General features: G+C 71.4%; 13 protein-coding genes. 6 read left to right on the top strand and 7 right to left on the bottom strand.

Features of this window, described 5'->3' with window-relative positions; all coding sequences use genetic code 11:
- Positions 1 to 591 precede the first annotated feature (591 nt).
- From BM362_RS10545 to BM362_RS10535, 3 genes are read right to left on the bottom strand one after another with little or no spacing between them, the layout of a single operon-like run.
- Positions 592 to 1,083, bottom strand: coding sequence for a methylated-DNA--[protein]-cysteine S-methyltransferase (locus BM362_RS10545; protein ID WP_093572969.1), 492 nt, complete (start codon positions 1,081 to 1,083; stop codon positions 592 to 594).
- The gene (locus BM362_RS10540; protein WP_093573409.1) at positions 1,080 to 2,561 is read right to left on the bottom strand and encodes an AlkA N-terminal domain-containing protein; all 1,482 of its coding nucleotides are present in this window, start codon (positions 2,559 to 2,561) and stop codon (positions 1,080 to 1,082) included. The genes BM362_RS10545 and BM362_RS10540 overlap by 4 nt, the downstream gene beginning before the upstream one ends.
- A gap of 50 nt (positions 2,562 to 2,611) precedes the next feature.
- Positions 2,612 to 3,685, bottom strand: coding sequence for a VanZ family protein (locus BM362_RS10535; protein ID WP_093572968.1), 1,074 nt, complete (start codon positions 3,683 to 3,685; stop codon positions 2,612 to 2,614).
- A gap of 71 nt (positions 3,686 to 3,756) precedes the next feature.
- Here BM362_RS10535 and BM362_RS10530 point away from each other — a divergent pair, with 71 nt between their 5' ends.
- Entirely contained in the window at positions 3,757 to 4,176 is a 420-nt protein-coding gene (locus BM362_RS10530; protein WP_093572967.1) for a DUF5709 domain-containing protein, read from the top strand.
- A 34-nt stretch (positions 4,177 to 4,210) separates the two neighbouring features.
- On the opposite strand, the gene BM362_RS10525 is transcribed toward BM362_RS10530, so the two are convergent.
- On the bottom strand, positions 4,211 to 5,095 hold the full coding sequence (locus BM362_RS10525) for a DUF3800 domain-containing protein (protein WP_093572966.1): 885 nt from the start codon (positions 5,093 to 5,095) through the stop codon (positions 4,211 to 4,213).
- A gap of 127 nt (positions 5,096 to 5,222) precedes the next feature.
- Between BM362_RS10525 and BM362_RS10520 the strand changes: the two genes are divergently transcribed.
- The 3 genes from BM362_RS10520 to BM362_RS10510 all read left to right on the top strand — a co-directional run bounded on the left by BM362_RS10520 (position 5,223) and on the right by BM362_RS10510 (position 7,656).
- The gene (locus BM362_RS10520; protein ID WP_067580462.1) at positions 5,223 to 5,459 is read left to right on the top strand and encodes a hypothetical protein; all 237 of its coding nucleotides are present in this window, start codon (positions 5,223 to 5,225) and stop codon (positions 5,457 to 5,459) included.
- Positions 5,460 to 6,415: 956 nt separating this feature from the next.
- Positions 6,416 to 6,955: a sigma-70 family RNA polymerase sigma factor gene (locus BM362_RS10515; protein ID WP_067580464.1), complete on the top strand. Its 540-nt coding sequence runs from the start codon at positions 6,416 to 6,418 to the stop codon at positions 6,953 to 6,955.
- Positions 6,952 to 7,656: an anti-sigma factor family protein gene (locus BM362_RS10510; RefSeq protein ID WP_093572965.1), complete on the top strand. Its 705-nt coding sequence runs from the start codon at positions 6,952 to 6,954 to the stop codon at positions 7,654 to 7,656. The genes BM362_RS10515 and BM362_RS10510 overlap by 4 nt, the downstream gene beginning before the upstream one ends.
- Here the strand turns inward: BM362_RS10510 and BM362_RS10505 are convergent.
- Positions 7,649 to 8,320, bottom strand: a complete 672-nt coding sequence (locus BM362_RS10505) for an alpha/beta hydrolase family protein (RefSeq protein WP_244287110.1) — start codon at positions 8,318 to 8,320, stop codon at positions 7,649 to 7,651. The genes BM362_RS10510 and BM362_RS10505 overlap by 8 nt on opposite strands.
- A 13-nt stretch (positions 8,321 to 8,333) precedes the next feature.
- Positions 8,334 to 9,764, bottom strand: coding sequence for a xylulokinase (locus BM362_RS10500; RefSeq protein WP_093572963.1), 1,431 nt, complete (start codon positions 9,762 to 9,764; stop codon positions 8,334 to 8,336).
- Positions 9,765 to 9,800: 36 nt separating this feature from the next.
- Here BM362_RS10500 and BM362_RS10495 point away from each other — a divergent pair, with 36 nt between their 5' ends.
- Both BM362_RS10495 and BM362_RS10490 read left to right on the top strand, forming a co-directional pair.
- On the top strand, positions 9,801 to 10,622 hold the full coding sequence (locus BM362_RS10495) for a class I SAM-dependent methyltransferase (protein ID WP_067580474.1): 822 nt from the start codon (positions 9,801 to 9,803) through the stop codon (positions 10,620 to 10,622).
- Between the two features lie 23 nt (positions 10,623 to 10,645).
- A complete protein-coding gene (locus BM362_RS10490) occupies positions 10,646 to 11,455 on the top strand; it encodes a class I SAM-dependent methyltransferase (RefSeq protein ID WP_093573408.1) in 810 nt (269 codons plus the stop codon).
- Here BM362_RS10490 and BM362_RS10485 read toward each other — a convergent pair.
- Positions 11,427 to 12,962 (bottom strand): FAD-dependent monooxygenase, encoded by a 1,536-nt coding sequence (locus BM362_RS10485; protein ID WP_093572962.1) that lies wholly within the window; start codon positions 12,960 to 12,962, stop codon positions 11,427 to 11,429. The two genes, BM362_RS10490 and BM362_RS10485, sit on opposite strands and share 29 nt — an antisense overlap.
- Between the last annotated feature and the right edge of the window lie 4 nt (positions 12,963 to 12,966).

Below are 12,966 nucleotides of genomic sequence, written 5' to 3'. Positions count from 1 at the left end.
GCCAGTCTGGCCCCGGCTCGATAGTGGACGCGAAGCTGCGCCACGCGCGCGCCGATTCGGCGAGCCGTGCCCGGCCCCGCGGTGCCGGCCGCCAGCCGCGGAACCCGCCGCGGGTTGGCGAGTGCTGCGCCGAGCCGCGCCAGTGCTGCGCCGAGCTGGAGGGAGTGTTGCACCGAGCTGAGCCAGCCCTGCGCCGAGCTGAGCGAGTGCTGCGCCGAATCGAGCCAGTCCTGTGCCGAGCTGAGCGAGCGCTGTGCCGAATCGAGCGAGCGCTGTGCCGAGCTGAGCGAGCGCTGTGCCGAGCCGAGCCAGCGCTGTGCCGAATCGAGCGAGCGCTGTGCCGAGCCGAGCGAGCGCTGCGCCGAATCGAGCCAGTCCTGTGCCGAGCCGAGCCAGCGCTGTGCCGAATCGAGCGAGCGCTGCGCCGAATCGAGCCAGTCCTGCGCCGAGCCGAGCCAGTCCTGCGCCGAGCCGAGTCAGCCTCGCGCCGAACCGAGCGAGCCCCGCTCGGACCCAAGCCAATCCGGTGCCGCCCTGAGCCGACCCGAACCAACTCACCCGAGCCACGGCCAGCCGCTCGGCCCCCCGAACTCACCCCGCAACCACCCGCCCGCCCCGCTCCAGTTCCAGCAACCTCCGCTTGCACTCCACCCCAGCCGCGTAGCCGGTCAGCGATCCGTTGCTGCCCAGCACCCGGTGGCACGGCACCACGATGCCGATGGGGTTCCGGCCGTTCGCCAGGCCGACCGCACGGGACGCCGTCGGGCGGCCGATCGACTCCGCCAGCTCTCGGTAGGTCGTCGTCGCGCCGTACGGGATCTGCAGGAGCGCCCGCCACACCGTCTCTTGGAAAGGAGTGCCGCTGAAAGCTAACGGAAGGTCGAACTCAACCCGGTCACCGGCGAAGTACTCGTTCAGCTGACGGGCCGCCGCGGCGAACGGGCGGTCGTCCCGGTCGCCGAAGGCGGCGCGTGGTGGGCGGTACTGCTCGTCGCCGATGTACAGGCCGGCCAGTCCGCCGTCGCGGGCCATGAGGGTCAGCGGGCCCTCAGGGCTGTCGATGACGGTGTGCACCACGGTCATGCCGATTCCTCCGCGGGGATACGGTTGATCGGGTGGTCACCGGTCGCCCAGAGGTGCTGGACCGCGTACGCGCGCCACGGCTGCCACCGGCTGGCGTGCGCGATCAAGGCGGCTGGACTTGGTGGCAGGCCTAGGGTTTCGGCGGCGACTTTCACACCCAAGTCACTCGCGACGAAGGCGTCCGGGTCGCCGAGGGCGCGCATGGCGATGCTCTCCACCGTCCACGGGCCGAAGCCGGGCAGCGCGGCCAACTGCGCGCGGGCGTGGACCCAATCGCCGCCTGCGGTCAGATCGACGTCGCCGGAGACCAGGGCTGACACGAGACCCAGCAGGGTCGCTCGGCGGGACTTCGGCATGGCCAGCGTTTCCGGGTCCAGTTCCGCCAGCGACTCGGGCGACGGGAACAGGTGCGTCAGGCCGCCTTCGCGGTCCTCGATCGGGGCGCCGTGTGCCAGGACCAGGCGCGCGGCGTGGGTGCGGGCGGCCGCGGTCGAGACCTGCTGGCCGAGGACGGCACGCACGGCGAACTCGGCCGAGTCGGTCGTGCGCGGGACGCGTCTGCCGGGTGCGGCGGCCACCAGGGGAGCGAGGGTCGGGTCCGTGGCGAGTTGTTCGTCGACGGCGACCGGGTCGGCGTCCAGATCCAGGAGCCAGCGGCAACGGCTGATCGCGGCGGCCAGGTCGCGCTGGTCGGTCAGGCTCAGGCGGCATGCGACGTGGTCCGGCTCCGGGCGGAGCGACACCACGCCGTGGCCGTGCGGCAGTCGCAGGGTGCGGCGGTACGCGCCGTCGCGCCATTCCTCGACGCCCGGGACCGCGGTGGCGATCAGGTGCCCGAACAGGTTGTCCGGGCACAGCGGCCGGCGGAACGGGAGCCGCACCGACAGCACTCCCTGCGACTTGGTCCGCTTGCCGCCGCGGACTCGGGAGCGCAGTTCGCTCGGCGTCAGGGCGAAGACCGCACGCACGGTTTCGTTGAACGTCCGGATGCTCGAAAACCCCGCCGCGTGCGCGATATCGCTCATCGGCATCGTCGTGGTTTCGATCAGCAACCGGGCGGTCTCGGCGCGCTGGGCCCGAGCCAGCGCGAGCGGGCCCGCGCCCAGTTCGGCCCGCACCTGGCGTTCCACCTGCCGGACGCTGTACCCCAGTCGCGTAGCCAACCCCTGCACTCCTTCGCGGTCGACGACGCCGTCGCCGATCAGGCGCATCGCGCGTGCCACGACGTCGGCGCGTTCGTTCCACAGCGGCGAACCGGGCGACGCGTCGGGCCGGCAGCGTTTGCAGGCGCGGAATCCGGCGGCCTGCGCGGCTGCTGCGCTCGGGTAGAAGCGCATGTTCTCGACCTTGGGCGGCACCACCGGACAACTCGGCCGACAGTAAATCCCCGTGGTCAGCACCGCGGTGAAAAACCACCCGTCGAACCGGTCGTCCTTCGACTGCACCGCGCGGATACAGCGTTCGGTCTCCTCGTACACGCCGACCAGTCTGCCCCGCCCCGCGCACGAAACCTCGCGAAAAAACGACATCACCCTGGCGGGGCGACCGGCTCCCGGTCCACCGCCCGCGTGTCGACGACGGACAGCCCGCACACCAGCCCGGTCAGGCCACGATGTCCCCGGGTGAAGATCATGAACACCAGATGCGCCAGCAGCCACAGCGAGGTCCACCCGGAGTCCAAGCCGACCAGGATGAAGTAGCCGCCTGAACCGATCAGGAACCGGACGATCGACTGCAGCATCGACGGTGGCCGTCCGTCCGCGCGCACCACCGTCAGCAGAACCGCGCGCTGACCAGGCGTCGCGCCGTTGCCCGCCAGTGGCACGAGCAGCAACAGGACCGCGGTGGGCACCCAGCGGCCGAGGACGTCGTCGATCAGCGTGTTGTTCTGCAGCGTGCCCTTGGTGACGTACTGCACGGCGAGCGCGATCATGCTCAGCACGACGCCCGCCAGCGTCACCGAAATCAGGTCGAGCACCATGCCCAGCAGTCGTCGCCGGGCAAGGACCGGGCGTGGTTCGTCGGCGGGACGCAGCCGTCCGGAGCGCCGCAGCACGGGCGCGAGAAGCGCGCCGGCCCCCGCGCCGACGGTGTTGGACAGCAGGTCGCCGGTGTCGAACAGCCGGTACGGGCACTCCATCAGGAACCACACGCCGGTCAGCTGGGTCGTCTCGATGGCAAGCGACACGAAGAACCCGCTGACGACGGCGAAACCGATGCTCCGCACGAACAATCGCCGCACGAACACGCCCCACGGCACGAAGAACGCGACGTTGAACAACACCTGGCGCAGCGCGGGATTGTCCAGCAATCCGGTGTTGAACTGCCGCATGTCTTCGAGGAACTGGAGCGGGTTCCACACCGGGTGCCGCAGCGCTTCGTGCGTCGCGCAGTACGCCGCGTCGACGTCCGGCAGCGGCAGCAGCGTGTAGGTGACCAGCGCGAAGCAATACACGAGGAAAGTCGGCGCGGCGATCGCGCGCAGCAGGCCGAGTTCACCGCGTTTGCGATAGCTGATCGCGACATACGGGACCACCAAAACTAACGCCAGCCCGAATCCGGCGAACACGGCGATCAGCGTGGGACCGCTCCACTGAGTCATCGTTCCTCCACCCGGCGTGAGCGCACAGGCTAGCGGGCGGCAGTAGCCTGGGCACGCGGAAAGGAGGAGCAGTGGACGACGACATCGAAGACAACGCCGACACCGGCGTGCTGGATCCCGAAGACACCCTGGAGGACGGCGACCCCTACGACGAGGGTTATTCGCCGCCGGAACGTCCGCTCGCGACTCGCGACTGGGGCACTACCGCCGCCGAAGAAGCCGCCGGGGAGAGCTGGGCGGGCAGGCTGGCCCGCGAACTCCCGGAGATCCGCGCGACCGGCGGCGACGGCCTTGGCGACACCGACGACACCGACGGCGAGCTCGTCGACGACGAGGTCGGCGACTTCCGCGCGGGCCGCCTGGTGGCCGCCAACGCGGGCTTCGGCCCAGACGCCGAGGCCGAGCTGTACGCCTCGGACATCGGCATCGACGGCGGCGCGGCCTCGGCGGAGGAAGCCGCGGTGCACGTCGTCAACCCGCGGGATTTGTGACCGCGTCAAGCCACCGCTGCGATGGCGCGGGCAGCTAGTCCGCCGGATCCCCGATCCAGACCGATGCCGGAAGCACATACGGCCGCAGTAGCTTGACCAGCTCCGGGTCCCCGTCGCCGTGCAGGGTGTCCTCGGTCAGCCGCCGCGCGACTCCCGCCAGGAAATCAGCTATCTGGACCCGCGGTTCGGCCCTCGAGTCGACGAATCGCCATCGCGGCACCGGATCGAGCAGCTGGGCGAGCCGGGCCGAGGTGAGAGACGGCTGCTCGTCGTGGATGACCTCTTCCGGCCGCCAGAACGCGATCGTGTCGGCGAGTGCGGGCATCAACGGGTCGATCGGCGAGACGAGACCGGGGCCGGCGAGGAGTTCGGCGCGCAACGCGGTCACCCGCGGGCGAGCCGCGGCCAGTTCGCCGAGGACGTCCGTCTGGGCGAAGAACTCGGCCGGAGTGGTCGCGGGGAGGCGGCGGTTCGAGGTACGCAGCAGCCCGGTGAACGAGCGCAGGAATTCGTTCCAGCGCTGGGTGCCGTGCAGGCGCGGGCCGTCTTGGTGCAAGGCGCGGGCGCGGGCGTCCGGACGGTGTCGCAGGCATTCCGGGTAGGGGGCCTGGTCGACGAGCAGGTCGACGATTTTGCCGGCGAGGAACAGGGCTTTGTCGACGAGCAGCACGCTGGCGGCATCGGCGAGGGGCTCGGTGAGCAGCCACTCCAGGGCAGCGCGGTTTTTGGCGCGCAGGAGGTGGTTGGCTTTGTACTCGAGCGCGGGCGAACCGATGAGTTCCCGCAGCCGCGCAACGCATTCCGCGGCGGCCGCGGGTTCCATCCGGACGGCGGCGTGCGCGAATACCGCGGTGTTCGCGCCGATCAGGTTCACGCCTTCGGAGCCGGACTCGTCGCACGCGATCGTCGGCGGCCGCACAATGCCCGATCCTGCCAGGTCCGCGAGGCGAGGGCGACCCCATTTCTCCAGGGACCCCTGAGGTGGATTCCCGGATGTGCCGGCGGCCCCGGACGTTTCACCATGAAGGGGACGGAGGGAGCCGGTCATGGTGCTCGTCGCGGAGGACGTACACGCACTGGACGACGTCCGGCGCGGGCTGGTGGTGGTCCACAACGGATTCGCCGGGGAGTGTTACCTGTGGTCGGTCGGCGGACGGGTTCCGCTGTGGGAGACGCAGGCGATGGACCGCCTGCGCCGCCGGGGCCTGGTGCGAATCGCCCGCCGCCGAGGAGCGCCGGCGAGCCCGGTTGTGCTGACGGACCTCGGCGCGGCTGCCGCTTGAGTCCTTTGTGGACCGACAGGCTCGCGGGCGATGGGCCGGCGTGGCTGGACGTTGAACGGCGGCCTGCGGAGAAGCTGGCAAGCCGAGGATGACCGCCCGCGTTCGTGGGCGGCCGGCGGACGTTTGCTGGGGGCATCGCTACGTTCCGGTGTGGCCGCAGCACAGCCTTGCCGGAGTTTCGGGGATGCGAGGGTACCGGATCGCGGGGTTGGCGAGGGCTGCTCGGACGCGATGGTTGCTTGCTGCGGTGCCAGTGAGAGTTGCCCGTTCCGGATCGCGGTGGTGACGAGAGTTGCTCGGCCGCGATGGGGATGGGCCGCTCTTTCCGCGAGCGTTGCTGTGGTCGGGCAGTCTCGAATGTGCTGGAGCGGGCGGCGGTGAGCGTTGCCGTGGCCGGGCAGTCTCGAATGTGCTGGAGCGAGCGGCGGGGAGAGTTGCCGTGGTGGCGCAACCCCGAACTCCCCCGGAACGAACTGCAGCAGAGCCCGCCCGGACGCGGAAACTCGGTGCCGTCGGAGCCGAAAACAGCCGCGAAGGCCGGGAGCGGAACAGGCCCAAGATTCCCCGGAGCCGCCGGGAGGGCGGTGTGCGCAGCGCTCCCGGCGGCTCCAGGGCGGTCGGGCGGCCGGGACGGTGATCCCAGTGCACGGCACCGGCGTGCGCCGACCTGGTGAGCAAGCCTTCCGGCTGGATCAGGTGCGAACTTAGCCCACGTCCGGGGCCCGCAGGCGGTGTGTTCCCCGATCGTGTCGGCGGAACCACGCTGGTGGGCGGGTATCGATCGGGGAGCCGCCGCCCGGTCCGGAACAGGTCCGGCGTCCGGCCGGGGAACTGCACCAGCGATCACCGGAGGTGAACCGTCCGGAGCGCCCGGACAAAGAGCCAGCGGTACCGGGCGGGAAGCAACACCCGTCGGCCGCGCGACAATCGGCCCTGCCCGGGAGGATGATCGGGGCATGGCCGGGTTCAGGGCCCGTCACCGGCGGGCGGTTGCGGACGAGGCGCTGGTCCGCACGCTTTTCGAGGAGCACGGGCGGGCGATGCTCGCCTACGCCGCCCGGCTGCTCGGCGACCGCGCGGCGGCGGAGGACGTGGTGCAGGAGGCGCTCGTCCGCGCGTGGCGGAGTCCGGACAGCCTGGTCAACGGGCGTGGGTCGGTGCGCGGGTGGTTGCTCACTGTCGTGCGGAACCTGGTGATCGACCGGGTCCGGGCGAAGGAGGCGCGGCCGCAGGAGGTGGCCGAGTCGCCGTCGGGCGGGCCGGTCGAGCGGGATCATGCCGATCAGGTCGTGGACTCGATGGTGGTGCTCGCCGCGCTCGACGGGCTTTCTCCGGAGCATCGCGAGGTGCTTGAGCAGATGTATCTGCAGGGGCGCAGTGTCGCGGAAGCGGCGGAGCGGCTCGGGATTCCGCCGGGCACGGTCAAGTCCCGCTCGTATTACGGGTTGCGGGCGTTGCGGGAAGAGTTCCGGCGAGCGGAAGGGGTGGCCGGATGAACACCGCCGACGAACACGTCGACCTGGCGGGATACCTGTCCGGTCAGCTCGCGGCGGGCGAGCAGCGCGAGGTCGAGGCGCATCTGGACGGCTGCGAGCGGTGCCGCGCGGAGGCCGCGTCTCTGCGGGAGGTGCAGAGTTTCCTCGGCGAGCTGCCGCCGGAGGCGTTGCTGGAAGGTCCGCCGGTGGGGGCGGACCTGGTGATGCAGCGGACCGTGGACCGGGTTCGCGCGGAGTCGCGCGCGCGGGCTGGACGGGGACGGGCGATGGCGATCCTGGCCGCGGTCGTGGTGGCCGCGGTCGCGTTGGGGGCCGGGGTGATGGTGGGGCGCAGTTCTTCCGGGCCCGCGGTGGCGGTGCCGACTACGCCGCCGCTGACCAGCGCGGTTCCTGGCACGAAGGTCGTTTCCGGCGCGGATGCCAGCGGGAGGACCCGGCTCACCGCGAACATCGTGCCGCAACCCGGCTGGGTGCGCGTGGACGGCTCGGTGACGGGGATTCCGGCCGGGGAGAAATGCCTGCTCGTCGTCCTCGGCAAGGACGGCCAGCGCCAGGTCGCGGGCGGCTGGATGGTCTCGGAGCGGGCGGCCCGGGACGGTGCGTACCTCTACGGCACGGCGGTCGTCGACCCGGCGCAGGTGGTGGCGGTGGTCGTCGAGAACACCGCCGGGCGCCGGTTCGTCGAGGCGGACGTCAGCTGAACCGCCGGTCGAGCCATGCGCGGGCGGGCTGCCACGGCTGGTCCGCCGGGTCGATCAGGCGGAAGTGGTCGACGCCGGGAAGTTCGACGTAGTCCACGTCGTCGCCGGCCGCCTTCGCCGCGGCCGCGTAGTCGCGGCTGTGCGCCGCCGGGACCCGGACGTCGGCGTCGCCCTGCACGACGAGCTGCGGGCACCCGATCGGGAGGCGCCGGATCGGCGAGGCCGCGGGGTCGTCGCCGGTCAGGAACAGCCCGGCGGCGCCTTCGCCCAGTTCCTCGGCCCGGGCGCGCGGGACGTCGGTGATCGGGGCCAACGCGACGACCCCGGAAAGTCCGCCAGCCAGCAGCGCCAGATGCCCGCCCGCGGAGTGTCCGATCGCGACCGTCGGCAGCGCGGCCGGACGTTCGACGGCGGCGATCGCGGCTCGTACGTCGTCCAGGGTTTGCGGCCAGCCGCCGGTGTCGCCGTCGATGCGGCGGTACTCGACGTTCGCCACGTACCAGCCCGCGGCGACCAGGTCGGCCGCCATCGGGTCGAGCTGGTGCAGGTCATGCCGGGCGCGCCACCATCCGCCGTGCAGCAGGATCGCGGTGCCCCGCCCGCCAGGGTCCCCGTGGAGTTCGACGAACTGGCTGGGCTCGCTGCCGTAGCGGAGGGTCTCCATGCCGGCCATTAGATCACCATCGCGCCAGCCGTTCGTGCACTCTTGCGAGCCCTTCGTGCGCCGCGCGATACGCCTCGTACAGGCCGGTCAGGTCTGTCTCGGGGGTGAAGGTGCGCTCGACGGCGACGGTCGCGGCCGCGGCGGTTTCGACGTCCGGGTACCGGCCTGCGCCGACTGCGCCGAGCAGGGCGGCTCCGAGCGCGGCGCTGTCGTGCACGCGGAGGCGTTCGACGGGGAGGGACAGCACGTCGGCGTGGAGTTGGGTCCAGAGGTCGCTGCGTGCGCCGCCGCCGGAGAACGTCACTGACGGAAGGGGTTCGCCGCAGGCTTCCTCGACGGTTTCCAGCACGTGCCGCGCGGAGAACGCGACTCCGGTGAGGACGGCTCGCGACAGGTCCGCGGTGGTGGTGGACGAGGTCAGCCCGAGGAAACTGCCGCGAAGATCCGGATCCCATAGCGGAGCGCGTTCGCCTTGCAGGTGCGGCAGGAATACGACACCGGACGTGCCTTCCGCGGCGGAAGCGAACACGTCCGGTACGGACAGTCCGGACGCTCGGCTCCACCAGCGCACCGCGTCGCCCGCGGCTTGAGTGGGTCCGGCGTGCACGACGAGTTCGCCGCGGGGCGGGAAGGTGACCAGGCCGCGGACCGATTCGTGCCGGTGCGAGGCGGCCGCGACGACCAGCGACGTCCCGCAGGCGACCATCGCGCGGCCCGGTTCTGTTGTGCGGGTACCGAAAACGGTGCCGAACGCGTCCATGGTCCCTACGACGACCGGAGCGTCGCCCAGTACGGCAGCGTGACCGAGGGGTTCCTCGGGCGCGAGCAGTTCCGGCAGCCGGTCGCCGAGTCCGTCCACGAGCGCGACCGCTTCGGGCAGATAGCCGGACGCACCCGCGATGCGCACGCCGGACAGCAGGTCGGTCGCGACGCGTCCGGTGAGCCGCGCGCCGATGAAGTCCTTGGGGCTCAGCATCCATCGCGCACGGGACCACAGCTCCGGATGCTCGCGTGCGAACCACGCTGCTCGGGCCCCGGCGAACGACGCATCGAGCACGATCGGCCCGCCCCAGATGCGTTTTTTGTCGTCGTCAGTGAAGCGTGCGTCGAGTTCCGCGGCGAGCTCCGCGCAACGCTGGTCCTGCCAGATCACCGCCGGGGTGAGCGGCCGCAGGTCTCGGCCGGCGAGGAGATGGGTGTTGACCTGGCTGACGATCCCGGCCGCGCGCACCGCGCCGGCGGGGAGTCCGGAAAGGACCGCGTGCAGCGCGGTTTCCGTTGCGTGCCACCAGTCTTCCGGGTCCTGTTCGGCCCAGCCGGGACGCGGCCGCGCGATCGGGCAGGGCACCGAGTGCGCCGCGAGCTCCCGGCCGTCCGGCGCGAACGCCGCGACTTTCACCGCGGTCGTGCCGACATCGATGCCGAGCAGAGCTTCTTCGTCCATGCCACAGGGGTACCAGGAATTCGCTACCGTCGGAGCATGACCTCTGCCGCGGAGAGTTACCTGCGCGAGTACCACGATCGCAAACCGGACGCGATGTCCGTGCTGATCGAGTCCGGCCGGGTGACCGGGGACGGCCGGACGAGTTACGAGGTGCTGGCCGATCGGGTCGCGCCCGCGCGGCGGGTGCTCGATCTCGGTTGCGGCGACGGTGCGCTGCTGGCCGTTTTAGCCCGCCGTGGTGCGGAAAAGCTCGCTGGCGTCGATCTGTCTTCCGGCCAGCTCGACCTTGCCCGGCAACGGCCCGAGCTGGCCGGTGCGGAGCTGCATCACGGACGGGCGCAGGAACTGCCGTTCGAGGACGACAGCTACGACGCGGTCGTGTCGCACATGGCCTTCATGCTCATGGACAATCCGGAGGCGGTCGCTGCCGAGATCGCGCGGGTGCTGGTTGCGCGCGGGGCCTTCGCGGCCGTCGTCGGTGGTCCCGAATCGACTGGTGCGACGCCGGTGTTTCTCGAATTGGCCCGGCCGCTGTTCCGCGAGGTGCCGGAAGAACGGCAGGCCACCTACACCGCCGAGCGGCGCACGTCGAACCGCGAGGGGATTGACGAGGTGCTCGCTCCTGCCGGGTTCGCGCCGGTTTCCTGGGAGCCGTACGAGATCGACCTGACCGGCGAGCCGGAAGAGGTGTGGACGTTGTGCTGTGAATCGTATTACTCGACCGACACCCTCGACGACGCTCAGCTGGCCCGGCTGCGCTCGGCCTTCCTCGCCGAAACCGAGCACCTGCGCACCGCGGACGGACGGCTTCCGGCGGGGCTGTGCGTCGACCTGGCCCAAACCGAACTGCTGAAGTGATGGTTCGCGCTACCGTCTCGGGCATGATGACGCCCGCCGAAGAGTTCCTCCGCGATTTTCACGACCGGAACCCGGCAGCCGCGTCCGAACTGGCCGGGCGGGGCCGGGTCGACGGCCGCTCGGTGTACGAGGCGTTCGCCGACCACGTCGGCCGTCCCGGCAGCGTGCTCGACCTCGGCTGCGGGGACGGCGCGCTGCTGGCGGTGCTCGCCGGTCGCGGTACCGGGAAGCTCGCCGGCATCGACCTTTCCGCCAAGCAACTGGAGCTCGCGCGCGGCCGGGCCGGGCTCGCCGACGCAGACCTTCGGCCAGGCCGTGCGCAGGAGCTGCCGTTCGAGGACGACAGCTACGACACGGTCGTGTCGCACATGGCGCTGATGCTCATGTCCGACGTCGAGAAGGTGATCGCCGAAACCGCCCGCGTGCTGCGGCCCGGCGGCGCCTTCGTGATCGGTGTGGGCGGTGGCGGGACCGACGCCCTTGAGGTGTTCCTGAAGGTCGCCCGGCCGCTTTTCGCGGTGGTGGCCGAGGACCGGCAGGTACCGGTCTCCGGCGATCCGCGCAGCCGTACCCGCGAAGGCCTCGACGCGCTGCTCGGCCCGGCCGGGTTCGCACCGGTCGGATGGCACCAGCTGCTGGTGGACCTCTCCGGTGCGCCGGATTCGGTCTGGCAGGTCTGCCACGACACCTACTACCAGGTCGAAGCCCTGGACGAGACGCAGCTGATGGGGCTGCGGACCGCGTTCAAGGTGGCGTCCCGGTCGCTGGTGGCCCCGGACGGCACGCTCCCGGCCGGGGCGCTCGTCAACGTGGCGACGACACGGCTGACCTGACCGGTGCGCCGAACCACTGCGTGAGCGCGGCCCGAAGCGCTTCGACGTCTGGCTCGGCGTCGGTGGAGGACCAGGCGACGTACCCGTCCGGGCGGATGAGCAGCGCGCTGGGTGCCTCGTCAGTTGCCGCGGCGGACACGGTGGTCACGCGGTCGTCCCATGGCGCGGCCACGTCGGCGAGCACAGCGCCCGGCGTCAGATCCAGCAGCACCGGGCGCGCCGCTTGGTAGGCGGCGGTGAGCGGGCCCGGGTCGGCAAGCGGCAAGTCGGGAGCCCAGCGGCCGCTGTTCGGGTCGGTGCCGTAGTGGATGTCCGCGCCGGACATCAGGTCGGCGATGTGCTGCCGCGTGTCCGGAGAGGCGAGCAGTTCGACGAAGAACTCGCGCAGCGCGGTGACTTCCGGGCCGGGCGCGACGAGTGCGCTCTGTGCCTGGGTGTGCATCACGACGCGCTCGCTCACCGGGCGGCGTTCGGCCTGGTAGCTGTCGAGCAGCCCAGGCGGAGCCCAGCCCCGCACCTCCGCGGCGAGCTTCCACGCGAGGTTCGCCGCGTCCTGGAGACCGAGGTTGAGCCCGGGGCCGCCGAGCGCGGAGTGCACGTGGGCCGCGTCGCCGACCAGCAGCACCCGGCCCCGCCGGTACGTCTCGGCGATCCGGGTGTTGCCGCCGGACAGCCTGCGCAGCAGGAACGGGCCGGGACCGGACGGCGGTTCGAGCGGCAGCTCGACCCCGAGCACCCGCCGCACGCTCCCGCGCAGTTCTTCCATGGTCAGCGGATCGTCCTCGGCGAAATCGGCGGCACCGCTGTGTTCGGTGACCGACAGCACCGGGTTCGCCGGGTCGAACGGCGCGAACACGAACAACCCGGTTTCCATCCGGTGGTGCTGGAACGGCGGGAGGACGCCGGTCGCCAGCTTCAGCCCGCCGGTCACCGGATCGGCGAAGGATCGCGGGAGCCGGACATTCGCGCTGCGGGACACGGTTTCGTCCCAGGTGACGCCGGGGAAATCGATTCCGGCGAGCTTGCGCACCGTGCTGCGTCCACCGTCCGCGCCGACCAGGTACTCGGCGGCGATCTCGTAGGGCCCGTCCGGTCCCCGCACCTGCGCGGTCACCGAGTTCTCGTCTTGGGTGAAGCCGGTGATTTCGTGGCCGCGGCGGATTTCGGCGCCGAGCGAGGCGGCGTGTCCGGCCAGGATCTGCTCCATCTCGTGCTGCGGCCGCGACACGAGATACATCGGATTTCTGGGCAGGTCGGCGAATTCGATCGGGAAAGCGCCGAAGACGAACCGCGGCGCCGGCGTGGGTTCGCCGGCCCCGGCGAGCTTCTCGAACAGCCCGCGACGGTGCAGCAGCGGCACCACCTGGCCGACGAGACCGTTGGCGCGGCGGAGCCCGTCAGGTTCGGCGAGCCGCTCCAGGACGACGGGGCGGACCCCGGCGAGGCAGAGTTCGGCGGCGAGCATCAGGCCGTTCGGCCCGGCGCCCGCGATGACGATGTCGGACATGGAG

It is taken from the genome of Amycolatopsis rubida, from assembly GCF_900115345.1.
Taxonomy (GTDB): Bacteria; Actinomycetota; Actinomycetes; order Mycobacteriales; family Pseudonocardiaceae; genus Amycolatopsis; species Amycolatopsis rubida.
Note: the sequence above shows the minus strand (reverse complement) of the source record. Positions and strands in the feature narration are given on the sequence as shown.